Origin of the sequence: Streptomyces sp. NPDC085596 (assembly GCF_044541565.1) — a bacterium.
Classification (GTDB): domain Bacteria; phylum Actinomycetota; class Actinomycetes; order Streptomycetales; family Streptomycetaceae; genus Streptomyces.
Map to the genome: position 1 here is coordinate 47,967 of NZ_JBITTC010000007.1, position 21,896 is coordinate 69,862.

The 21,896-nt window shown below is 72.3% G+C and carries 18 protein-coding genes; 8 read left to right on the forward strand and 10 right to left on the reverse strand.

The window, feature by feature from the left end:
* Positions 1 to 32 precede the first annotated feature (32 nt).
* The 3 genes from ACIGA3_RS20925 to ACIGA3_RS20935 all read right to left on the reverse strand — a co-directional run bounded on the left by ACIGA3_RS20925 (position 33) and on the right by ACIGA3_RS20935 (position 5,464).
* Complete coding sequence (locus ACIGA3_RS20925; RefSeq protein WP_399717719.1) at positions 33 to 1,682, reverse strand: PQQ-binding-like beta-propeller repeat protein; 1,650 nt, start codon at positions 1,680 to 1,682, stop codon at positions 33 to 35.
* A gap of 51 nt (positions 1,683 to 1,733) precedes the next feature.
* Positions 1,734 to 3,491 carry a PQQ-binding-like beta-propeller repeat protein gene (locus tag ACIGA3_RS20930; RefSeq protein ID WP_399717720.1) on the reverse strand — a complete coding sequence of 586 codons (1,758 nt, stop codon included), beginning with the start codon at positions 3,489 to 3,491 and terminating at the stop codon, positions 1,734 to 1,736.
* Between the two features lie 164 nt (positions 3,492 to 3,655).
* Positions 3,656 to 5,464, reverse strand: a complete 1,809-nt coding sequence (locus ACIGA3_RS20935; protein ID WP_399717722.1) for an ABC-F family ATP-binding cassette domain-containing protein — start codon at positions 5,462 to 5,464, stop codon at positions 3,656 to 3,658.
* A gap of 145 nt (positions 5,465 to 5,609) precedes the next feature.
* Here ACIGA3_RS20935 and ACIGA3_RS20940 point away from each other — a divergent pair, with 145 nt between their 5' ends.
* Complete coding sequence (locus ACIGA3_RS20940) at positions 5,610 to 6,215, forward strand: Uma2 family endonuclease (RefSeq protein WP_399717725.1); 606 nt, start codon at positions 5,610 to 5,612, stop codon at positions 6,213 to 6,215.
* On the opposite strand, the gene ACIGA3_RS20945 is transcribed toward ACIGA3_RS20940, so the two are convergent.
* The 6 genes from ACIGA3_RS20945 to rsmI all read right to left on the reverse strand — a co-directional run bounded on the left by ACIGA3_RS20945 (position 6,173) and on the right by rsmI (position 11,805).
* Positions 6,173 to 7,114, reverse strand: coding sequence for a 4-(cytidine 5'-diphospho)-2-C-methyl-D-erythritol kinase (locus ACIGA3_RS20945; protein WP_399717728.1), 942 nt, complete (start codon positions 7,112 to 7,114; stop codon positions 6,173 to 6,175). The genes ACIGA3_RS20940 and ACIGA3_RS20945 overlap by 43 nt on opposite strands.
* The gene (gene rsmA, locus ACIGA3_RS20950) at positions 7,111 to 7,980 is read right to left on the reverse strand and encodes a 16S rRNA (adenine(1518)-N(6)/adenine(1519)-N(6))-dimethyltransferase RsmA (RefSeq protein WP_399717731.1); all 870 of its coding nucleotides are present in this window, start codon (positions 7,978 to 7,980) and stop codon (positions 7,111 to 7,113) included. The genes ACIGA3_RS20945 and rsmA overlap by 4 nt, the downstream gene beginning before the upstream one ends.
* Positions 7,981 to 8,031: 51 nt before the next feature.
* Complete coding sequence (locus ACIGA3_RS20955) at positions 8,032 to 9,330, reverse strand: ubiquitin-like domain-containing protein (RefSeq protein WP_399717733.1); 1,299 nt, start codon at positions 9,328 to 9,330, stop codon at positions 8,032 to 8,034.
* Positions 9,331 to 9,460: 130 nt separating this feature from the next.
* The gene (locus ACIGA3_RS20960; protein ID WP_399717735.1) at positions 9,461 to 10,348 is read right to left on the reverse strand and encodes a TatD family hydrolase; all 888 of its coding nucleotides are present in this window, start codon (positions 10,346 to 10,348) and stop codon (positions 9,461 to 9,463) included.
* A 25-nt stretch (positions 10,349 to 10,373) separates the two neighbouring features.
* Complete coding sequence (locus ACIGA3_RS20965; protein WP_399717738.1) at positions 10,374 to 10,709, reverse strand: hypothetical protein; 336 nt, start codon at positions 10,707 to 10,709, stop codon at positions 10,374 to 10,376.
* A 247-nt stretch (positions 10,710 to 10,956) separates the two neighbouring features.
* Positions 10,957 to 11,805: a 16S rRNA (cytidine(1402)-2'-O)-methyltransferase gene (gene rsmI / locus ACIGA3_RS20970; protein WP_399717740.1), complete on the reverse strand. Its 849-nt coding sequence runs from the start codon at positions 11,803 to 11,805 to the stop codon at positions 10,957 to 10,959.
* 106 nt (positions 11,806 to 11,911) lie between these two features.
* Here rsmI and ACIGA3_RS20975 point away from each other — a divergent pair, with 106 nt between their 5' ends.
* The 3 genes from ACIGA3_RS20975 (at position 11,912) to ACIGA3_RS20985 (ending at position 17,527) form a co-directional block, all read left to right on the forward strand.
* On the forward strand, positions 11,912 to 13,663 hold the full coding sequence (locus tag ACIGA3_RS20975; protein ID WP_399717742.1) for a dolichyl-phosphate-mannose--protein mannosyltransferase: 1,752 nt from the start codon (positions 11,912 to 11,914) through the stop codon (positions 13,661 to 13,663).
* A 483-nt stretch (positions 13,664 to 14,146) separates the two neighbouring features.
* Positions 14,147 to 15,766 carry a penicillin-binding transpeptidase domain-containing protein gene (locus ACIGA3_RS20980; RefSeq protein WP_399717745.1) on the forward strand — a complete coding sequence of 540 codons (1,620 nt, stop codon included), beginning with the start codon at positions 14,147 to 14,149 and terminating at the stop codon, positions 15,764 to 15,766.
* Between the two features lie 96 nt (positions 15,767 to 15,862).
* A complete protein-coding gene (locus tag ACIGA3_RS20985) occupies positions 15,863 to 17,527 on the forward strand; it encodes a penicillin-binding transpeptidase domain-containing protein (protein ID WP_399717748.1) in 1,665 nt (554 codons plus the stop codon).
* Here the strand turns inward: ACIGA3_RS20985 and ACIGA3_RS20990 are convergent, their stop codons facing one another.
* A complete protein-coding gene (locus tag ACIGA3_RS20990; RefSeq protein ID WP_399717750.1) occupies positions 17,528 to 17,869 on the reverse strand; it encodes an SsgA family sporulation/cell division regulator in 342 nt (113 codons plus the stop codon).
* A gap of 155 nt (positions 17,870 to 18,024) precedes the next feature.
* On the opposite strand from ACIGA3_RS20990, the gene ACIGA3_RS20995 reads away from it, so the two are divergent.
* From ACIGA3_RS20995 to ACIGA3_RS21010, 4 genes are all read left to right on the forward strand, one after another.
* Positions 18,025 to 19,077, forward strand: a complete 1,053-nt coding sequence (locus ACIGA3_RS20995; protein WP_399717752.1) for an energy-coupling factor ABC transporter permease — start codon at positions 18,025 to 18,027, stop codon at positions 19,075 to 19,077.
* Between the two features lies 1 nt (position 19,078).
* Positions 19,079 to 19,879 (forward strand): cobalt ECF transporter T component CbiQ, encoded by an 801-nt coding sequence (cbiQ, locus tag ACIGA3_RS21000; RefSeq protein WP_399717755.1) that lies wholly within the window; start codon positions 19,079 to 19,081, stop codon positions 19,877 to 19,879.
* Complete coding sequence (locus ACIGA3_RS21005) at positions 19,867 to 20,634, forward strand: energy-coupling factor ABC transporter ATP-binding protein (protein WP_399717757.1); 768 nt, start codon at positions 19,867 to 19,869, stop codon at positions 20,632 to 20,634. The genes cbiQ and ACIGA3_RS21005 overlap by 13 nt, the downstream gene beginning before the upstream one ends.
* Positions 20,635 to 20,734: 100 nt before the next feature.
* Positions 20,735 to 21,895 carry a serine hydrolase domain-containing protein gene (locus ACIGA3_RS21010; protein ID WP_399718511.1) on the forward strand — a complete coding sequence of 387 codons (1,161 nt, stop codon included), beginning with the start codon at positions 20,735 to 20,737 and terminating at the stop codon, positions 21,893 to 21,895.
* The last annotated feature ends 1 nt before the right edge of the window (position 21,896 follow it).

The following is a 21,896-nucleotide window of genomic DNA, read 5'->3' on the forward strand; positions in this document are numbered from 1 at the left end:
CACGCTCGGGGCGCCTGCCGTGCGGGCTTCGGTCAGTCGCGGGTGCCGAAGGCGACGAACAGGTTCTTGTCCTTGTCGAAGCTCCCGAGGGGCTTGGCCGCGTTCGGCGACGCCATGAAGAGCTTGCCCTGCGCATAGCGGTACTCCGAGTAGGCCGGCTGGAGACCGGTCTGGAGGTCGCGGCCGGCCCTGTCGGCGGGAAGCTCCATCAGCTTGGTGGACTTGAAGCTCGCGCCGTCGATGCTGACGACCTGGCCGCCCTTGTCGTAGGGCGGCTTCTTGTAGGCGATCAGGTTGCCGCCGTCCATACGGAGCGGGAAGAGCGTGTAGTTCTCGCCGGCCGGGGCGCGCTGGCCGGTCTGCTTGCCGGTGGCGAGGTCGAAGGCGACGACCTCGTTGGTGCGGCCGAGCTCGCCCTTCTCGCTGCGTTCCTCGGTCGCCAGGTACAGCTTGCCCTCGCCCGCGACGACCCCCTTGCACTCCTCGACGCGGGTGATGGTCTCGCACTCGCCTTCGTAGGCGTCGCCCGACACGGGGATGCGGGCCAGGAGCTTGCCGGTGCGGTTGTCGATGGAGAAGTAGTCCGAGACACCGCTGCCGCCGCTCGCGCTGTGCCCGGCGTCGGCGCCGACCACCAGCGGGTCGGTGGAGACGATGCCCGCGTACTCGATGCCGGCGCTCATCCTGTACTCGGAGATCACCTTGCCCGAAGTGGGGTCGAGGGTCTGGATGCTGAGGGTGCGGTTGCCGAACGCGCCGCACTTGCGCACCGCGACCAGCTTGGTGCCGCCGCCGTATCCGACGTCACTGCAGTTGTCGCCGGGCTTGGGCTGCCAGAGCACCTTGCCGGTGCCGATGTCGTACGCGGCGCCGCCATGGAGGCCGCCGGCCGCGACGGTGTTCCGGGCGACGGTGACGTTCTGGAACTGGGTGGCGAACTCACCCGTGCCGACCGACCTGGTCCACAGCTTGGTACCCGCCCTCAGGTCGATCCCGGCGACCTGGGTGCAGCCCGGGTGGGTGGTCTTGGTCGGCATCGAGGGCTGGAAGACGATCCCGGTGCGGCCGTCGGCGGTGACGTGCTCGCCGGCCGCGCAGACCGGGCCGGGGAACTTGAGCGTCCACTTCTTGGTGCCGTCGGCCGGGTCGTAGCCGTTGATCTCGGCGATGCCGCTCTTGGCGTAGACGCCACCGGTCAGCCAGGAGCCCGGGGTGGTGACGACGTTCTCCTCGGTCTTGGGCTCCGGGACCTTGAACAGGACGTCGGCGGCGGGGTCGTCCGGCACCTTCTCCTTGCCGCGGGCCACGGTGGCGGTGCCGTTCTTCCCGCCGCCGGGGTCCGCGGTGCCACCGCCGCCGCCGGAGGAGCGGGCGTACCAGACGCCGGAGCCGATGATCAGCCCGATGGCGACGACGGCCGCGAGGATGATGAGGGCGATGGTGCGGTTCTGGTTCCCGGTGTCACCGCTGCCCGCCACTACCGTGGGCGGCTGGGCGGGGTAGCCATAGCCCGGCTGCTGGGCGTACGGGTGCTGCGGTGCGCCCGGGTAGCCGTAACCGGGCTGCGGCTGCGGCGGGGGTGCCTGCGGATAGCCGTAGGTGGGCTGGGGGTTGCCCGGCGGGACGGGCGGCGTGGGCGGCTGGTCCTGCGGCGGGCCCGGGGGCGGCGGCTGGTCGGTCATGGTGGGGTACCTCGAAACGGCTGGTGGGGACGGCGGGCGCGGGGAGGACGGCTACTTGCCGTAGGCCATCATCAGCTTCTCCTCGGAGTCGTCCTGGCCGCCCAGCCGGTTGGTGGCGATGAAGAAGCGCCCGCCGGACCAGACCGTGGCGCTGTCGAAGAAGCCGTTCTCGATCTGAGCCGCGCCGTCGGGGTTCCGCAACAGCGTGACCGGCCGGTGCGCGCCCGCGCCGGTCGGGATGGACAGCACCCGGCCACCCTGGGTGGAGGCAGCGTCGGCGTAGGCGATGAGGTTGCCGCCCTGCAGACCGACGGGGACCATCGGGCGGGCGATCGGTGACTTCACCCGCCACTTCTCCTTGCCGTCGGCGAGGCCGATGGCGACGATCTCGTTCGCCCCCGTCGTGGCCTCCGTGGGCAGGTAGAGGGTCTTGGCGTCGACGGCGACACCCCGGCAGTTCTGCAGGCCGCGCATCAGCGAGGACCAGCCGCAGCCGGGGGCGAACTTCTTGTCGACCTTGACCTCGGCGCGGAAGCGGCCGCCGGCGTCGAGCGTGGAGATGTTCCACGCCTTCTTGTCGCGGTTGGTCAGGTAGACCACGAGCGGGTTGACGGAGAAGACGCGCTCGACCCGCCAGCCCTTGGTGACGGGCCGGGTCCACCTGGCCTTGCCGGTGGCCGGGTCGAGTTCGCGGATCTCCTCGCGCTCCTTGGCACCGCCCGCGCCGCAGGAGGCCACCTGGACCAGGCGCCCGGTGCCACCGGCGTACCCGGCCGGGTAGCAGTCCGTGCCGTACTTCTTCGTGTCGTACAGCTTGCGGCCGCTCGCCGCGTCGTACGCGGTGCCGGACATCGCGCGGCCCACCATCAGGGTCTTGCCGCTGAGGGTCAGCTCGATGCTGCGGGTGCTGTCGAACAGGGCGGTGCCGTCGGCTACTTGGGCGTGCCAGCCCTTCTTGCCGGTGTCGAGGTCGATCTGCTGGAGCTGGTTGCAGTCGGCGCGGTCGCTGACGCCGTTCATGTAGGCGATGACGATCTTGCCGGTGGCGTCGGCGCTGCGGGTGACCGCGCAGACCGCGTGCGGCAGCGCGATCGGGTCCCAGGCGGGCGTGCCGTCGGCGACACGGAAGCCGACGACCTCCTTGTACGCGGCCTTCACCGCGGTCTTCCCGGTGACCCAGAGACCGGGCGCCTCCGCGCCGTTGGCCGGGGCGTCGGGGGCGGACTTGTACCAGAGGACCTTCGACTCGCCGGGCTTGCGGCCCGCGTTGAGGTCCTCGGCGTCCGCGCGGCCGTCGCCCTTGCCGTCGCCGGGGTCGACGGAGGGGGACGCGGTGGCCGAGTGCCTGGTGTCGCCGCTCGGGTGGGCGACGGGCTTGTCGTCGTCCCCGCCGCCGCCGGCGACCGCGTACACGGTGCCGCCGACGAGCAGCAGCGCGGCCACGACGGCACCGGCGATCAGCGCGGTGCGCTTCCTGCCCGGCGGTTTGCCGGGGGCGCCGGGGTACGGGGGCTGCGGGTATGTCCCGTAAGGGGCCCCGGGCGGGGGGCCGTAGGGGCCGGGGGCCTGACCGTAGGGGCCGGGTTGGCCGTACGGGCCGGGGGGCTGCTGGGGGTAGCCGTAACCCGGCTGCGGCGGGCCCTGCGGGGCGCCGAAGCCCCCCTGGGGCGGCGGCTGTTGGGGTGCGCCGAAGCCACCCTGTGGCGGCGGGTCCTGCGGCGGCGGGCCCTGCGGTGGCTGGTTCTGCGGTGGCTGGTTCTGCGGCGGGCCGAAGCCGCCGTGCGGCGGCTGGCCGGGCGGCTGGCTCATCAGCGCGCTCCCCCTCGTTCACTGACTTTTAGCCCTCGGACAGCCTTTCTATCACCCACCACCGACGGCACAGGGGCCCATGCGAACCCCTGTGCCCAAGGACGAACCACCCCGTGATGCGCCCGTTACGCACCCGCCGGTATGGCCGGATTCCGCCGCACGCGCTACGCGTCCTCGGCCAGCTCCAGCCAGCGCAGCTCCAGTTCCTCGCGCTCGCCGGAGAGTCCGCGCAGTTCGGCGTCGAGTTCGGCGACCTTGGCGAAGTCGGTGGCGTTGTCCGCGATCCGGGTGTGCAGCTTGGACTCCTTGTCGGAGATCTTGTCCAACTGCCGCTCGATCTTCTGGAGTTCCTTCTTCGCGGCCCGCTGGTCGGCGGCGCTCACCGTCGCGACGGCCGGGGCGGGCGCGGCGGCGGCCGACCGCTGGGCGACGGCCTCCTCCATGCGCAGGCGGCGCTCCAGGTACTCGTCGATGCCGCGCGGCAGCATGCGCAGCGCGCCGTCACCGAGCAGGGCGAACACCTTGTCGGTGGTGCGCTCGACGAAGAACCGGTCGTGGGAGATCACGACCATCGAGCCGGGCCAGCTGTCGAGGACGTCCTCCAGCTGGGTCAGGGTCTCGATGTCCAGGTCGTTGGTGGGCTCGTCGAGGAAGAGGACGTTGGGCTCGTCCATGAGGAGGCGCAGCAGCTGGAGCCTGCGGCGCTCACCGCCGGAGAGGTCACCGACGGGCGTCCACTGCTTCTCCTTGGTGAAGCCGAACGTCTCGCACAGCTGGCCCGCCGTCATCTCGCGGCCCTTGCCGAGGTCGACGCGCTCGCGCACCTGCTGCACGGCCTCCAGGACCCGCATGGCCGGGTCGAGTTCGGCGACCTCCTGGGAGAGGTAGGCGAGCTTGACGGTCTTGCCGACGGCGACACGGCCGCCCGCGGGCTGCGTCTCGCCCTCGGTGCGCGCCGCTTCCGCCATGGCCCGCAGCAGCGAGGTCTTGCCGGCGCCGTTGACGCCGACCAGGCCGACGCGGTCGCCGGGGCCGAGCTGCCAGGTGACGTGCTTGAGCAGCTCCTTGGGGCCGGCGGTCACGCTGACGTTCTCCAGGTCGAAGACCGTCTTGCCGAGCCGGGAGGAGGCGAACTTCATCAGCTCGCTGCTGTCGCGGGGCGGCGGCACGTCCTTGATCAGCTCGTTGGCCGCCTCGACGCGGAAACGGGGCTTGGAGGTGCGGGCGGGGGCGCCCCGGCGCAGCCAGGCCAGCTCCTTGCGGACGAGGTTCTGCCGCTTGGTCTCCTCGGTGGCGGCGATGCGCTCGCGCTCGGCACGGGCGAAGACGTAGTCGGAGTAGCCGCCCTCGTACTCGTAGACGTCGCCGCGCTGCACGTCCCACATGCGGGTGCAGATCTGGTCCAGGAACCAGCGGTCGTGGGTGACGCAGACCAGCGCGGAGCGGCGCTCGCGCAGGTGCCGGGCGAGCCACGCGATGCCCTCGACGTCGAGGTGGTTGGTGGGCTCGTCCAGGACGAGGAGGTCCTGCTCCTCGATGAGCAGCTTGGCGAGCGCGATCCGCCGCCGCTCACCGCCGGAGAGCGGGCCGATGACGGTGTCGAGCCCCTTGGGGAAGCCGGCCAGGTCGAGCCCGCCGAACAGGCCGGTCAGCACGTCCCTGACCTTGGCGTTGCCCGCCCACTCATGGTCGGCCAGGTCACCGATGACCTCGTGCCGGACGGTGGCCTCGGGGTCGAGCGAGTCGTGCTGTGTCAGCACCCCGATCCGCAGGCCCCCGGAGTGCGTGACCCGCCCGCTGTCGGCGTCCTCCACCTTGGCGAGCATCCGGATGAGCGTGGTCTTCCCGTCGCCGTTGCGCCCGACGACCCCGATCCGGTCCCCTTCCGACACACCGAGCGAGACGCCGTCCAGCAGGGCCCGCGTTCCGTAGACCTTGCTGACGTTCTCGACATTGACCAGATTGACGGCCATTTCACTCCTGTGCAGGGGGATCGATCAGCCTTCAAGCGTAGGCCCTGCGGTGCGGGAGCGGAGCGCGAGGTGTCGGTCACCCTTTGTGATGACGGGATCGGGATACGGCCGCTACCGTGGAGGGCAGGCAGCAGGATCTCCGTTCATGGGAGGAACAATGACCGCCGAGTCCGTCGAGCACCAGGTCGAGTGGCCGGTGCCGCCGCAGGACGGCTACACCGTGGATGACCTGTTCACGCTGCCCAATCTCCCGCCGCACACAGAGTTGATCGACGGGAGCCTGGTTTTCGTGAGTCCGCAGCGGCGTTTCCACTACCTTGCGATCAACCTGCTGTTCGACGGACTACGCGCTGCTCTCCCCCCGGAGTTCAGCGTCGAACGGGAGATGACCGTCATCCTTGACGACCGCAACGGGCCCGAACCCGACGTCTGTGTGGTCCGCGCCGGCGCGGTCACCGGGCTGGACCAGACCAGGTTCCGGGCCGAGGACGTGCTGCTCGTCGTGGAGGTCGTCTCACCCGAGTCCGGGTCCCGCGACCGTACGACGAAGCCGCAGAAGTACGCCGCCGCGGGAATCCGGAACTTCTGGCGTGTCGAGCAGGACGGAACCACCGGCGGCCCACTCGTCCATGTCTATGAGATCGACCCGCTCACCAGCCGATACGTTCACATGGGCCTGCACAGGGACCAGCTCAAGGTCGACAAGCCCTACCCGATCGGCGTCGACCTGACCGGCATCGACCGGCGCTGACCGGCTGAGACCACCGTCGCCCCCGGCACCGGGCCCGAGGCCGTGCGTACGACTCGGCAGGTGCCGGAGGTGCGGAGGGTGGCCGCGATGTGGTTCGCGGAGTCCGCGTCGCGGACCAGAAAGGCCGTGGTGGGGCCCGAGCCGGAGACCAGGGCGGCCAGAGCCCCTGCCCGTTCGCCCGTTCTCAGGGTGGCCGCCAGCTCCGGGTAGAGGGAGAGGGCGGCCGGCTGGAGGTCGTTGGTGAGGGCTGCTGCCAGGGCTTCCGGGTCGCCCTTCGCCAGGGCCGTCAGGAGGGATGGGTCGGCTTCCGGGGCCGGGATGTCGTGGCCCTCCGTCAGGCGGTCGAACTCGCGGAAGACCGCCGGGGTCGACAGGCCCCGCTCCGCCATGGCGAACACCCAGTGGAAGGTGCCGCCGACCTCCAGCGGGGTCAGCTTCTCGCCGCGCCCGGTGCCCAGCGCCGCGCCGCCGACCAGGCTGAAGGGGACGTCGCTGCCCAGCTCGGCGCAGATGTCGAGCAGCTCGGCACGGGTGGCGCCCGTACCCCACAGCGCGTCGCAGGCCACCAGCGCGCCCGCGCCGTCGGCGCTGCCGCCGGCCATGCCGCCCGCGACCGGGATGTCCTTGGCGATGTGGATGTGGACCGTCGGCTCGATGCCCCGGCGCTCCGCCAGCGCGAGCGCGGCGCGGGCGGCGAGGTTGGTGCGGTCCAGGGGGACCTGCGCGGCGTCGGGGCCGGAGCAGGTCACCCGGAGTTCGTCGGCGGGGGTGACGGTGACCTCGTCGTGGAGGCCGACCGCGAGGAAGACGTTGGCCAGGTCGTGAAAGCCGTCGGGGCGGGCGGCGCCCACGCCGAGCTGGACGTTGACCTTGGCGGGCACCCGTACCGTGACGCTCAAGCGCCCGCTCCCTTGTGCTCGGCGATCCGCGCGAACTCCTCGACCGTCAGCGCCTCGCCGCGCGCCTGCGGGGAGACCCCGGCCGCGACCAGCGCGGCCTCGGCGGCGGCGGCCGACCCGGCCCAGCCGGCCAGCGCGGCGCGCAGCGTCTTGCGGCGCTGGGCGAAGGCGGCGTCGACCACGGCGAAGACCTCCGCCCTGGTGGCCGACGTCCTGACCGGCTCGGTCCGCCGGACCAGCGAGACCAGGCCGCTGTCCACGTTCGGCGCGGGCCAGAAGACGTTGCGCCCGATCGCTCCGGCGCGCTTGACCTCGGCGTACCAGTTGGCCTTGACCGAGGGCACGCCGTACACCTTGGAGCCGGGCGGGGCGGCGAGCCGGTCGGCGACCTCGGACTGGACCATCACCAGGGTGCGTTCGATGCTCGGGAAGGTGGCGAGCATGTGCAGCAGCACGGGGACGGCGACGTTGTAGGGCAGGTTGGCGACGAGCGCGGTCGGCGGCGGGCCGGGCAGCTCGTCCACGAGCATCGCGTCGGAGTGCACCAGCTCGAACCGGTCGGCGCGCGCCGGCATCCGGGCGGCGACGGTCGCGGGCAGGGCGGCGGCCAGTACGTCGTCGATCTCGACCGCGGTGACCCGGTCGGCGGCCTCCAGCAGGGCCAGGGTGAGGGAGCCGAGTCCCGGCCCGACCTCCACCACCACGTCGTCGGGGCGTACCCCGGCGGTGCGCACGATGCGGCGGACCGTGTTGGCGTCGATCACGAAGTTCTGGCCGCGCTGCTTGGTCGGTCGCACACCGAGCGCTGCCGCCAGCTCACGGATGTCGGCGGGACCGAGAAGGGCGTCGGGGGTGGGGCTGCTCACGGGACAAGGGTACGGGGCGGCGGAGGGCGTCCCGCCGCACCGGTGCCGGCGTCAGCCGCGCAGGCGGGCCCCGCAGTGCGGCCAGGGCGAGGTGCCGTGGCGCTGATACAGCGTCTTGGCCCGCTGTGTCTGCTCCGCGGGCGGCGCGTCCTGCGGGCGTCCGCTGCCGCCGAGGCCGTGCCAGGTGGCGGTGTCGAACTGGTAGAGCCCGCCGTAGGTGCCGGAGGGGTCGACGGCGTCGGGGCGTCCGCCGGACTCGCAGACGGCCAGGGCGTGCCAGTTCAGGTGGTCGGCGCCGGACGCGGTGGCCGGGCGGGCCCTGGTGCCGACGCGGACGATCTGGCGGCGCGGCTCCCGGACCACCTCGGAGCGGGTCCGGCGCGGGCGCTGCCGGACGCCGTTGACGGTGCGCACCAGGTAGGTGGTGCGGCGCAGTCCGGGCCGCCCCGTCTGGTCGACGACCTCGGTGCCCTTGGGCAGGGTGGGGTCCTCGGTACGGCGCACGGGGTAGGGGATCTCCTCGTCGTGCGTCTCGTGGGTGCCGGTGATCCGCAGCACGGTGACGGTCTGGCCGTCGCGCGGGAAGCTGGTGCCGGGCACGGAGGTGGTGTCCTGGCCGTGCAGGGTGATCCCGGCCTCGCCGAGGGCGTCGGCGACGGTGGCCGCGTTGGTGCGGATGGTGCGGGTACGGCCGTCGGCCATGATCGTGACGCTGCGCTCGGTACGGACGTCGAGGGCGAGTCCGGCCCGCCCGATGGGCAGCGAGCGCGAGGCGGACAGGTAGGCGCCCTCCGCCCGCACCCCGAGCTGCCGCAGCGCGCCCTCGACGGTGTCGGCGGTGGTCCACACCACGCGGCGTTCGCCGTCGATGGTGAGCCGGACGGGGCGGCCGTGTCGGACGGCGATCTCGTCGCCGTCGGTGAGCGGGGTGCCGGGGGCGGGCGCGACCACGTCGTGCGGGCCGACCCGTACGCCCTCCTCGGCGAGGAGTCCGGTGACGTCGTCGGCGAAGGTGTGCAGGGTGCGGGGGCGTCCGTCGACGGTCAGCTCGACCGCCTTGTCCTCGGCGACGAAGGCGGCGGTGCCCCCGGCGAGGAAGGCGACGACCAGCGCCTGGGGCAGCAGCCGGCGCACCGGGGACTCGGGCCGGGCGGCGGCCCGGCGTCTGCGCCCCGCCGGTCCGACGCCCTCGCCGGGCGCCTGGCGGGGCGGGGGTACGGCCTCGTAGGCGGGCCGGTAGGTGTCGCCGGGCACGCCGTACGGCAGGGTCAGCGCGCTGTGCACCGACGGCACGGCCGGTTCGTCGCCGAGGGTGCCGTGGGGGCCGTACCGCTCGTAACTCTTGCTCACCGCGACACGCTCCAGGGGCCTTGGCCGATCGGGCCCCCAGAACCTAGCGGAGCGGGCGTCACTCTCCAAAGCGACGCGACCACGCGGGGTCACGCCTCGAACTGGCGCCTCAGTGACAGCTCCGTACGCCTCAGTAGCCGAAGGCGCGCGCGGTGTTGGCGCCGAGGGCCGCGGCGAGGGTGTCCTCGTCGGTGCCGCGTACGGCGGCCATGGCGCGGACGGTGACCGGGATCAGGTACGGGGCGTTGGGGCGGCCGCGGTAGGGCGCCGGGGTGAGGAAGGGCGCGTCGGTCTCCACCAGGACCAGCTCCAGGGGGGCCACGACCAGGGCGTCCCGGAGGTTCTGGGCGTTCTTGAAGGTGACGTTGCCGGCGAAGGACATGTAGTAGCCCTCGCGGGCGCAGATCTCGGCCATGTCGGCGTCACCGGAGTAGCAGTGGAAGACGGTGCGCTCGGGGGCGCCCTCCTCCTTCAGCACGCGCAGCACGTCGGCGTGGGCGTCGCGGTCGTGGATGACCAGGGTCTTGCCGTGCCGCTTGGCGATCTCGATGTGGGCGCGGAAGGACCGCTCCTGCGCCTCCTTGCCCTCGGGGCCGGTGCGGAAGAAGTCGAGGCCGGTCTCGCCGACGCCCTTGACCTGCGGGAGCGCGGCGAGCCGGTCGATCTCGGCGAGCGCCTCGTCCAGCGCCGCGTCCCCGCCCGGCCGGCGGGCGCCCTGCCTCGACCAGCCGTCGGGGTCGCCGTGCACGATGCGCGGCGCCTCGTTCGGGTGCAGGGCGACCGTCGCGTGGACGCTGGCGTGCGCGGCGGCCGTCTCGGCGGCCCAGCGGGAGCCCGCGAGGTCGCAGCCGACCTGCACGACCGTGGTGACGCCGACCGACGCGGCCTTCGCCAGACCCTCCTCGACGGTGCCGGACTGCATGTCGAGGTGGGTGTGGGAGTCCGCCACCTCGACGCCCAGGGGCGCGGGGAGCGGGGGCGGCGCGTTCTTGTCGCTCTTGGGACCGTTCGAAGGCATGCCCCGATCCTACGAAAGGGCCCGGCTAGCTCGCCCGGCGCTGGAAGGGATGCAGCAGGTCGGAGAGGTGCCAGTGGTGGGCCGGCGCGGGGGCCTCCGGCTCCGGGCGCGGGCCGCGTACGGACGACACCTGCCCGGCGCGCATGATCCGTACGACGTGCCCGTCGCAGTTCTGGCACACCGGCCGGCTCAGCGGGGACGGCACCACGCTGCCCTCGGCGACGTACCGCACGCACTCATGGCCCTCGGTGTCGGTGTGGTGCTCTATCGCGTACGACTGCTCCCAGCCGTGCCCGCAGCGCATGCAGGCGAACGCGTACGACTCGTGAACGGCGGCGATCTGCCCGGCGACCTCACTCATGTGCCAGCTCCTGCGGTCCACTGACGCCCCGGTACGGAGGCGGGGGACGGTTCCGCCCCTTCGACCAGTGGACGCCCGCACCGCCGCGAACGCACGCGACCTGTCGACTGTTGGACGCGCCTTGGACGTTCCTTGCCACATCGCTCCGCCGGGGGGCCGATCCCTTTGCCCACCCGACCCCCCGTTTGCCCACCCATGGGGCGCACCCCCGCATACGCGCCGCGCGGGGGGCGTAAGGCTCCGGCCCCTAGGGCGTCGTGCGCTTCGACGCCACCACCGCGTCGAACACCACCCGCTTGGGCAGTCCCGCCTCCACCGCGACGGCCGCGATGGCCTCCTTGCGGCGCTCGCCGGCCTCCTCGCGGATGCGGACCCGGCGGACGAGTTCCTCTGCGTCCAGTTCCTCGGGGCCGGTCTCGGGCGCGCCCTCGACGACGACGGTGATCTCGCCGCGTACGCCCTCGGCGGCCCAGGCGGCCAGGTCGGCGAGGGGGCCGCGCTTGACCTCCTCGTACGTCTTGGTCAGCTCGCGGCAGACGGCGGCGCGGCGGCCGGCACCGAAGACCTCGGCCATCGCGGCGAGGGTGTCGTCCAGGCGGTGCGGGGCCTCGAAGTAGACGAGGGTGCGCCGTTCGTCGGCGTTCTCGCGCAGCCGGGACAGCCGCTCGCCCGCCTTGCGGGGCAGGAACCCCTCGAAGCAGAACCGGTCCACCGGCAGCCCGGACAGCGCGAGCGCGGTGAGCACGGCGGACGGCCCCGGCACGGCGGTGACCTTGATGTCGTGCTCGACGGCGGCCGCGACCAGCCGGTAGCCGGGGTCGGAGACCGACGGCATCCCCGCGTCCGTGACAAGGAGCACACGGGCGCCGCCGCGCAGCTCCTCCACCAGCTCGGGGGTGCGCGCGGACTCGTTGCCCTCGAAGTAGGACACCACGCGGCCGCCCGGCGTCACCCCGAGGGCCTGGGTGAGGCGGCGCAGCCGCCGGGTGTCCTCGGCGGCGATCACGTCGGCGCCCGCCAGCTCCTCGGTCAGCCGGGGCGGGGCGTCCGCGACGTCGCCGATGGGGGTACCTGCGAGGACAAGGGTTCCAGTCACGGGGACCATCCTCCCAGGGGTGCCGGGCGGGGCGGAAACCGATCGCGTCCCAATCGGTACCGCGCTTGCACGGGACTCACACCGCACGTTTCCCTACCATGGCGCGGTGACCAGTACCGCGTCCTCCACGGACCTCCGGCAGGGCCAGGCGCCGCCCGACGACGAGCGGCCGTCCTGGCAGCGGCGGCTGCGCCGATTCGGCTACGTACCCCCCGCGGGCGCTCCCGCGGCCGATGTACGGGACCGGCTCGTGCCGCCCTACGCGCAGCCCTCTCCGCGGGTGTGGCAGCTGCTGGGCTGCCCGCCGCACCTGGCGGAGCGGATCACCCGCTGGTCGGGCTGGGGCGGGCCGCTGCTGGTGACGCTGCTCGCGGGCCTGCTGCGGTTCTGGCACCTGGGCAGCCCGCGCGCGGTGATATTCGACGAGACGTACTACGCCAAGGACGCCTGGGCGCTCGTCCACCGGGGCTTCGAGGTCAACTGGGACAAGAACGCCAACGACGCCGTTCTCGCGACCCACGGCCACCTCGCGATCCCCTCGGACGCGGCGTACGTGGTGCATCCGCCGGTCGGCAAGTTCGTGATCGGCCTCGGTGAGCTGGTCTTCGGGTTCGACCCGTTCGGCTGGCGGTTCATGACCGCGCTGCTCGGCACGCTGAGTGTGCTGCTGCTGTGCCGGATCGGGCGCCGGATGTTCCGCTCGACGTTCCTCGGCTGCCTGGCGGGCGCGCTGATGGCGGTGGACGGCCTGCACTTCGTGATGAGCCGGACCGCGCTGCTGGACGGCGTGCTGATGTTCTTCGTGGTCGCCGCCTTCGGCTGCCTGGTCGTGGACCGGGACCGGGCGCGGGAGAAACTCAGCGCCGCGCTCCCGGTCGGCCCGGACGGCGTGGCCCGTCCGGACGCGCGGACCGGGGACACCTTCCGGTTCGGCTGGCGGCCCTGGCGCTGGGGCGCGGGCGTGATGCTGGGCCTGGCCTTCGGCACCAAGTGGAACGGCCTGTACATCCTGGCCGCGTTCTGTGTGATGGCGGTGCTGTGGGACGTGGGCGCCCGCAAGGTCGCCGGTGCCCGGCACCCGTACGAGGCGGTGCTGAAGTACGACACCGGGCTCGCGTTCCTGGCGACGGTGCCGGTGACGATCGCGGTGTACCTGGCGTCCTGGACCGGCTGGATTCTTTCCCCCACCGACGGCTCCGGCGGCTACTTCCGCAACTGGGCCGCGACCGACGGCCAGGGCGGCTCCTGGACGTTCCTGCCGGACTGGCTGCGCAGCCTGTGGCACTACGAGCACGAGGTCTACAACTTCCACGTCCACCTGTCGTCCCCGCACACCTACCAGTCCAACCCGTGGAGCTGGATCGTGCTGGGCCGCCCGGTCTCGTTCTTCTACGAGTCCCCCGGCCCCGGCGCCGACGGCTGCCCGCTGGGCACGAGCGGCAAGTGCGCCCGCGAGGTGCTGGCGCTGGGCACCCCCATGCTGTGGTGGGCCGGGTGCGCGGCGGTCCTGTACGTGCTGTGGCGCTGGGCGTTCCGCCGCGACTGGCGGGCCGGCGCCATCGCCTGCGGCATCGCGGCCGGGTACCTCCCCTGGTTCATGTACCAGGAGCGGACGATCTTCCTCTTCTACGCGGTCGTCTTCGTCCCGTTCCTCTGCCTGGCGGTGGCGATGCTGACCGGCGCGATCATCGGCCCCCCGAACTCCACCGACACCCGCCGCGTGGTCGGCGCGACCGCCGCCGGCGTCCTGGTCCTCCTGATCGCCTGGAACTTCATCTACTTCTGGCCCCTGTACACCGGCCAGGCCATCCCGATCGACTCCTGGCGGGGCCGGATGTGGCTGGACACCTGGGTGTAGGCCCGGCCGGGGGTGGGGACACGCCAGGTTTCGCCACCCCCGCGTCGCCGCTGCCTGGGGGTTCGGAATTCGCCATCCGAACACGCCAGTCGAACACAACCGTGCCCGCCACCGGCAAATCCGGGCGAACCCCCATCCGGGGCCGGGTGCGGTCCGCTTGAGCGAGCGGGGCACTTGGGGTTTTCTCATTCCCGGAGGCCCCAGGGGGAAAGCCTCCATCACGGTCCCCGCAGGTGTGGGGCCCGGCTCCGGTCACGCACCCCGGAGCCGGGCGGACGCGCGGGGACGGGGTGGGTCCGGCCGCATGCGTGCCGGCCGGACCCACCCCCCGTGCGTCGCGCCGTACCAACGTCTCCGTTCGGACAAGTCTCGGAAACGCCTGCCCCAACTGCCTGGTGAGCAAATACAGTTCCTCCGCACCGTCTTTTGAACGCGTTCAGGAATCCGGTGCGCCACGGGGACACCACGGGGAGGAATCGCTTCATGGGCAAGGGAGTCAGAGTCGCCGTCATCAGCGGCGTGTGCGCCACGATGCTGGGCGGGGCCGGGTACGGGATGTACAACATCGCCTCGGCGCTGAACACCACCGCGTCCGGCGGCACCAAGGCCGTACCGACCGGTCCGCCCAGCCCCGAGGAGGTCCGGCAGACCACCGCGAAGTTCTTCGCCGCCTGGGAGAAGAACCAGCCGGAGCAGGCCGCCGCCCTCACCAACTTCCCCGAGGAGGCCGAGGCGCTGCTGACGGCGTACGGCTCGGACGCGCACATCACCGGCGTGCGCGTCACCCCCGGCGAGCCGGACGGGGAGACGGTGCCGTTCCGGGTGCGGGCGACGGTGTCGTACGGGGAGAAGTCCCGGCCGCTGGCGTACGCGAGCAGGCTGAGCGTGGTGCGCGGGGTGAACTCGCACCAGCCGCTGGTCGACTGGGACCCCGCGCTGGTGCACCCGAAGCTGGAGAAGGGGGACTCGCTGACCGTCATGGAGTCCGCCACCCCGCAGATCGACGCCGTGGACCGTGACGGCAAGGTGCTGACCAAGGAGGAGTACCCCTCCCTGGGCCCGGTCCTGGACGAGCTGCGGGGGCGCTACGGCGACAAGACGGGCGGCCGGTCCGGCGTGGAGCTGGTGATCCGGCACACCGGCAGCGGCGTGGCCGACACCACGCTGACGACCCTGGTCAAGGGCAAGCCCGGCAAGCTGCGCACCACCCTGAGCGCGAGCGCGCAGGCGGCGGCAGAGGCGGCGGTGAGCAACTACACCAACTCCTCCGTGGCGGCCGTGAAGCCCAGTACCGGCGAGATCCTGGCGTTCGCCAACCACCGCGACGACGGCTTCAACGCGGCCTTCCTCGGGGAGCTGGCCCCCGGCTCCACCATGAAGATCATCAGCGCCGCGACCCTCATAGACTCCGGCCTGACCACGGCGAACGGGCCGGCGCCCTGCCCCCCGTCGGCCGTCTCGCAGAGCCAGACCTTCACCAACCTCACCAACCTCGCGCCGAACGAGAACGCCACCCTCTCCGAGAGCTTCGCCCGCTCCTGCAACACCGCGTTCGTGAAGTTCGCCGACGAGGTGAAGCCGGACTCGCTGGGGACGGAGGCCGCGCAGCGGTTCGGGATCGGGCGGAACGACTGGAAGGTGGGCGTGCCCTCCTTCGACGGCCGGGTGCCCGCGCCGGACGGCCCCGACAAGGCGGCCGGGCTGATCGGGCAGGGCCAGGTCCAGATGAGCCCGCTGAACATGGCGTCGGTGACCGCGACCGCGAAGACCGGGACCTTCCGGCAGCCGGTGATCGTGCCGCTGGGCCTGGACGGCCGCGAGGCCGCCACCGCGCGGGGGCTGGCGCCGGGTACGTCCCAGCAGTTGCGGGCGATGATGAACCGCACCGCGCGCAGCGGCACGGCGGCGGGCGTGATGGCCGGTCTGAGCGGGAACGTCGGCGCGAAGACCGGTTCGGCGGAGGTCGACGGGCAGTCGCGGTCCAACAGCTGGTTCACCGGATACCGGAACGACATGGCCGCGGCCGCGATGACCGAGGACGGCGGCCACGGCATCGACGCGGCCGGTCCGATTGTCGCAAGAGTGCTACGGAGTGCGGGCTGAGATCAGCCGAGTCCGCGGGGACTCTAGGCTGTTGAGGTCGTTGGGGACGTGTGAGGGCTGCGGGGACCCTGGGGAGAGCGCGGAGGACTTGGGACTGTGGGCAAGAGAAGGCGTGCCGCCGAACGGCCGAAGACGAAACCCGCCGTACTCGGCGGCATGATCGCCCTCGTCGTCGGCGGCGCCGGGTTCGGCCTCTACGCGCTGTACGGCGGCGGGGCGTCCGCCGACGAGGCGTCCACGCTGTCGGATCACAAGAGCGTGAAGACCGGGCCGCCCAGCGCGCTGGAGGTGAAGACGGTCACCACCCGCTTCCTGACCGCCTGGCAGCAGGGCCGGGTCACCGAGGCGGCCGCCGTCACCGACGACGCCCCGGCCGCCACCGCCCTGCTCACCGCCTACGCCAAGGACGCCCGGCTGAAGGACGTCACCCTCACCGCGGGCACGGCGGCCGGCGCGAAGGTGCCGTTCGCCGTCAAGGCGACAATCTCCTACCGAGACGTCAGCAAGCCGCTGGCATACGGCAGTTCGCTCACCGTCGTGCGGCGGGCGAGCGACGGCGCGGCGCTGGTCGGCTGGCAGCCCGGTGTCGTGCACCCGGAGCTGAAGGACGGCGACACGCTGGTCACCGGCGAGTCCGGGACCCCGCCGGTGAAGGCGCTGGACCGCACCGGCGCCGAGCTGAAGGTGGCCACGTACCCCTCGCTGGGCTCGGTGCTGGACGGGCTGCGGGAGAAGTACGGCAAGACGGCCGGCGGCAAGGCGGGCGTGGAGCTGCGCGTGGTGCGCGGCAAGGCGTCGGAGAAGGCCGGGCTGTCGGACAAGACGCTGGTGGAGCTGAGCGAGGGCACGCCGGGCACGGTGAAGACCACGCTGGACCCGAAGTTCCAGGCGGCGGCCGAGCAGCAGGTGGCGAAGCGGAAGCAGGCGTCGGTGGTGGCGCTGCGCGCCTCGACCGGTGAGATCCTCGCGGTCGCCAACAGCGGGCACGGCTTCAACATCGGCTTCCAGGGCTCGCTGGCCCCCGGCTCCACCATGAAGGTGATCACCTCCTCGCTGCTGATCGAGAAGGGCCTGGCGGAGGCGGACAAGAAGCACCCCTGCCCGAAGACGTTCACCTTCGGCGGCTGGAAGTTCCACAACGACGACGACTTCGAGATCAAGGACGGCACCTTCAAGGCGAGCTTCGCCCGCTCCTGCAACACCGCGTTCATCAGCCAGGCGAAGAAGCTGAAGAACGACGACCTGACCAAGCAGGCCCAGCAGGTCTTCGGGCTCTCCATGAACAACTGGTCGGCCGGTGTGCCCACGCTGGACGGCTCGGTGCCGGTGCAGTCGGCGGCGCAGATGGCGGCCTCGCTGATCGGGCAGGGCGGGGTGCGGATGAACCCGCTGAACATGGCGTCGGTGGCGGCGACGGTGAAGACCGGCACCTTCCACCAGCCGTACCTGGTCGACCCGTCCGTGGACCACCGCACGCTGGCGAAGGCGTCCCGCACCATGTCGGCGAAGACGCTGGGGCAGCTGCGCGAGCTGATGAACTTCACCGCCGCGTACGGCACGGCGGCCGAGGCGATGTCCGGGCTCGGGCCGGACTACGGCGCCAAGACCGGTTCGGCAGAGGTCGACAACCAGGACAAGCCCAACGGCTGGTTCACCGCCTACCGCGGCGACCTGGCCTCGGCGGGCGTGGTGCAGGCGGGCGGCCACGGCGGCGACACGGCCGGGCCGATCGTCGCCACCCTGCTCAAGCTGGGCGGCTGATCAGCTCCGGACGGGTTCGGCCGTGTAGGTGCGCAGCAGGAACCGGGTCAGCGACTTGACGTCGAACTGGACCACGTCCACGCCCTCGGGGGAATGGAACTCCAGAACCGCCTGGACGCGCCCGCACGGCCAGACCCGTACGTCCCCGCTCTCGGCGGGGGCCCGCAGTCCGTCCTCCAGCAGGGCGCGCGAGAAGGTCCACTCGGCGGGGCCGGGCAGTCCGACCTGGACGGAGAGGGGGTCGGTGTCGGGGTCGTAGCGCAGCACCACGCGTACGGAGTCGGGGTCGTCCTCCGCGTCCGTGACGATATGGGCGCGTGCGTACTGCTCGACTACGGACATCGGATCGCCCTCTCACGTTCGGTGACCCTCAGGGAGGCCGCACAGCCACTCCGTCTCCAATGTCGCATATTTTCCGATTTGCGCCTCAGGAAGACGGGAGTGTGGGAGCGTCTCGCTCTTGCAAGGCATTCGCAACAAGCGACTAAAATCGAATCGTGCATGTACCTGACGGATTCATCGACGCCCCCACCTCCGCTGTCACCGGGGTGGTCGCCGCAGGCGCCCTCGCGGTGAGCCTGCGCGGCGCACGCCGCGAACTGGATGAGCGCACGGCACCGCTGGCCGGCCTGGTCGCCGCGTTCATCTTCGCCGTACAGATGCTCAACTTCCCCGTGGCCGCCGGAACAAGCGGCCATCTGCTGGGCGGTGCGCTGGCCGCGATACTCGTCGGCCCCTATACGGCCGTGCTGTGCGTGTCGGTCGTGCTGCTCATGCAGGGTGTGCTGTTCGCGGACGGCGGGCTGACCGCGCTCGGCGTGAACATCACGGACATGGCGATCGTCACGACCGTGGTCGCGTACGCCGTCTTCCGGGGTCTGCTCGCGGTGCTGCCCCGCTCCCGGCGCACGATCACCGCCGCCTCCTTCGTCGCCGCGCTGCTCTCCGTACCGGCGGCGGCCGTCGTCTTCACCCTGATCTACGCCGTCGGCGGCACCACCGACGTGTCCCTCGCCAAGGTGGCCACCGCGATGATCGGTGTCCATGTGCTGATCGGTATCGGCGAGGCCGTGATCACCTCGCTCACCGTGGCCGCGGTCGTCGCGGTCCGCCCCGACCTGGTCTACGGCGCGCGTGGGCTCCGGCAGAAGCTCCAGCTGCGGGTGAACGGCGAGCTGGTGGACGCGCCCGCCGAGACCCCGGCCCCGTCCCCGGCCGTCGCGCGCACCTCCCGGCGCACCCTGTGGATCACCGGCCTGGTGACGTCCCTGGTCCTCGCCGGGTTCGTCAGCTTCTACGCCTCCGCCAACCCGGACGGTCTGGAGAAGGTCGCGCACGACGAGGGCATCGACAAGAAGACCGAGCCGCACCACTCGTCGGACTCCCCGCTGGCCGACTACGGCGTCCGGGACGTCTCCGACGCCCGGCTCTCCGGCGGTCTCGCGGGCGTGATCGGCGTCGGCGTCACCGTCGTCGCGGGCAGCGCGGTCTTCTGGGCGGTGCGCAGGCGCCGCGACCACGACGCCTCTCCCGCGAACACGAGCGTCTGACATGGGCGCCGATGGGGGTACCTCCCTGCTCGAGCGAAGCCGAGAGCTTGGGGGAGCTCACAAGCTCTATCGGCACGGGCACTCGCCCGTGCACCGGCTGCCTCCGCACACCAAGCTGGCGGCGGTCTTCGCCTTCGTCGTGGTGGTGGTCTCCACCCCGCGCGAGGCGATGTGGGCGTTCGGGGTGTACGCGCTGCTGCTGGGCTGCGTCGCGTACCGGGCGCGGGTGCCCGCCGGCTTCCTGCTGAAGCGGCTGCTGATCGAGGTGCCGTTCGTCGCGTTCGCGGTGCTCATGCCGTTCGTCGCGGAGGGCGAGCGGGTACAGGTCCTCGGCCTCTCGCTCAGCGTCAACGGCCTGTGGGGCGCCTGGAACGTGCTCGCCAAGGGCACCCTGGGCGTCGCCGCCTCGGTCCTGCTCGCCGCCACCACCGACCTGCGCGAGCTGCTGCTCGGACTCCAGCGGCTGAAGCTGCCGCCGCTGCTGGTGCAGATCGCCTCCTTCATGATCCGCTACGGCGACGTCATCACCGACGAGATGCGCCGGATGCGGATCGCCCGCGAGTCGCGCGGCTTCGAGGCGCGGGGGGTACGGCAGTGGGGGGTGCTCGCCAAGTCGGCGGGCGCGCTGTTCATCCGCTCCTACGAGCGCGGGGAGCGGGTCCATCTGGCCATGGTGAGCCGGGGCTACGCCGGGTCGATGCCGGTCATCGACGAGGTCACCGCCACCCGTGACCAGTGGCTGCGCGCCCTGGCCCTGCCCTGCTCCGCCCTCGTCGTCTGTCTGCTGGGATGGTTCCTGTGAGTACCGCATCGCTGTCGCTGGAAGTCTCCGGCCTCGCCTTCGCCTACCCCGACGGCCACCAGGCCCTGTTCGGCGTCGACTTCACCGTCCCGCGCGGCGAACGGGTCGCGCTGCTCGGGCCGAACGGCGCGGGCAAGACCACGCTCGTGCTGCACCTGAACGGCATCCTGTCCGGCGGCACCGGCACGGTCACCGTGGCCGGACTGCCGGTCGGCAAGCGGCACATGGCCGAGATCCGGCAGAAGGTCGGCATCGTCTTCCAGGACCCCGACGACCAGCTCTTCATGCCGACCGTGCGCGAGGACGTGGCGTTCGGACCGGCGGCGGCCGGGCTGAAGGGGGCGGCACTGGAAGAGCGGGTGCGGACCGCGCTGGAGCAGGTGGGCATGGCGGACTTCGCCGACCGGCCCCCGCACCATCTCTCCTTCGGGCAGCGGCGCCGGGTCGCGGTGGCGACCGTACTGGCGATGCGGCCGGAGATCCTCGTCCTCGACGAACCCTCCTCCAACCTGGACCCCGCCTCCCGGCGCGAACTGGCCGACATCCTGCGCTCGTTGGACGTGACGGTCCTCATGGTCACGCACGACCTGCCCTACGCGCTGGAGCTGTGCCCGCGCGCGCTGATCCTCAGCGACGGGGTGATCGCGGCCGACGGTCCCACCGGCAAGCTGCTCTCCGACGAGGCGCTGATGCGGGCACACCGGCTGGAGCTGCCGTTCGGGTTCGATCCGCGCACGGTGGCATTGGACGCGTAGGAGTTCTCGGCCGTCGGGTCCTTTCGGGGCCGAGGAATCCAAGGCCGTACGGCCGTGTTTCACTCGTGAGCGCGGGCGAGGAAAGGGATACGGCGTGGATGTGCGTGTGAACGGCACGGTGGCCGAGGGCTTCGAGCCGGTCGGGGAGGCGTTCGCGGCGAACTTCGCCCGGCTCGGGGAGCGGGGCGCGGCCGTCGCCGTGTACCGGGACGGGCACCGGGTCGTGGACCTGTGGGCGGGCACCCGTGATGTCGACGGTTCCGTCCCCTGGGAGCGGGGCACCGCGCAGATCGTGCGCTCCGCGACCAAGGGCGTTGCCGCCGCCGCGCTCCTGCTGCTGCACCAGCGGGGTCTGCTGGACCTGGACGCCCCGGTGGGCGCGTACTGGCCCGAGTTCAAGGCGGCGGGCAAGGAGCGCACCCTCGTCCGCGATCTGCTCGCCCACCGGGCGGGTGTGCCGGTGCTGGACCGGCCGCTGACGCCGGAGGAGGCCGCCGACCCGGACCTCGGCGCGGCGGCCGTCGCCGCGCAGGCGCCGATGTGGGAGCCGGGCACGGACCACGGCTACCACGCGCAGACCTACAGCTGGCTCACCGGAGAACTGGTGCGGCGCGTCACCGGGCGCCCGGTGGGCGAGTTCATCGCGGCCGAGATCGCGGCGCCGGCCGGGGCGGACGTGTGGCTGGGGCTGCCCGCTTCGGAGCAGGCGCGGGTGGGCCGGGTGGGGCCCGTTTCCGCGCCCGAGGCGGCCGGTGCGCTGAAGGTACGGCCCAAGCGAGCCGTGGCCGATGCCTACGCCGACCCGTCCTCACTGACCCGGCGCGCCTTCGCCGCGATCACCCCGCTGCCGGACGAGAACGCGCCCGGCTACCGGTCGGCCGCCCTCCCCGCCTCCAACGGCATCGCCACGGCGGACGGGCTGGCCCGTGTGTACGCGTCCCTCATCGGTGAAGTGGACGGAGGTACGCGGCTGTTCACCCCCGAGACGATGGAGCTAGCCCGCGCAGAGGCGTCGGCGGGGCCGGACCGGGTGCTCGTGGTCGGCACCCGGTTCGGCCTCGGCTTCATGCTCCACGGCCCCGCGTCCCCGCTGCTCTCCCCCGGCTCCTTCGGCCACCCCGGCCGGGGCGGCGCCCTCGGCTTCGCCGACCCCGGGTCCGGCATCGCCTTCGGCTACGTCACCAACGGCTTCCGCACCGGAGTGACGGCGGACCCGAGGGCGCAGGCGCTGGTGCGGGCGGTACGGAGTTCGCTGGGCTGAC

Excerpts from the sequence above, each read along its gene's own strand:
- ACIGA3_RS20925 (WP_399717719.1), bottom strand. The coding sequence starts at position 1,682 with ATGACCGACCAGCCGCCGCCCCCGGGCCCGCCGCAGGACCAGCCGCCC.
- ACIGA3_RS20930 (WP_399717720.1), bottom strand. The coding sequence starts at position 3,491 with ATGAGCCAGCCGCCCGGCCAGCCGCCGCACGGCGGCTTCGGCCCGCCG.
- ACIGA3_RS20935 (WP_399717722.1), bottom strand. The coding sequence starts at position 5,464 with ATGGCCGTCAATCTGGTCAATGTCGAGAACGTCAGCAAGGTCTACGGA.
- ACIGA3_RS20940 (WP_399717725.1), top strand. The coding sequence starts at position 5,610 with ATGGGAGGAACAATGACCGCCGAGTCCGTCGAGCACCAGGTCGAGTGG.
- ACIGA3_RS20960 (WP_399717735.1), bottom strand. The coding sequence starts at position 10,348 with ATGCCTTCGAACGGTCCCAAGAGCGACAAGAACGCGCCGCCCCCGCTC.
- ACIGA3_RS20965 (WP_399717738.1), bottom strand. The coding sequence starts at position 10,709 with ATGAGTGAGGTCGCCGGGCAGATCGCCGCCGTTCACGAGTCGTACGCG.
- ACIGA3_RS20980 (WP_399717745.1), top strand. The coding sequence starts at position 14,147 with ATGGGCAAGGGAGTCAGAGTCGCCGTCATCAGCGGCGTGTGCGCCACG.
- ACIGA3_RS20990 (WP_399717750.1), bottom strand. The coding sequence starts at position 17,869 with ATGTCCGTAGTCGAGCAGTACGCACGCGCCCATATCGTCACGGACGCG.
- cbiQ (WP_399717755.1), top strand. The coding sequence starts at position 19,079 with ATGGGCGCCGATGGGGGTACCTCCCTGCTCGAGCGAAGCCGAGAGCTT.
- ACIGA3_RS21005 (WP_399717757.1), top strand. The coding sequence starts at position 19,867 with ATGGTTCCTGTGAGTACCGCATCGCTGTCGCTGGAAGTCTCCGGCCTC.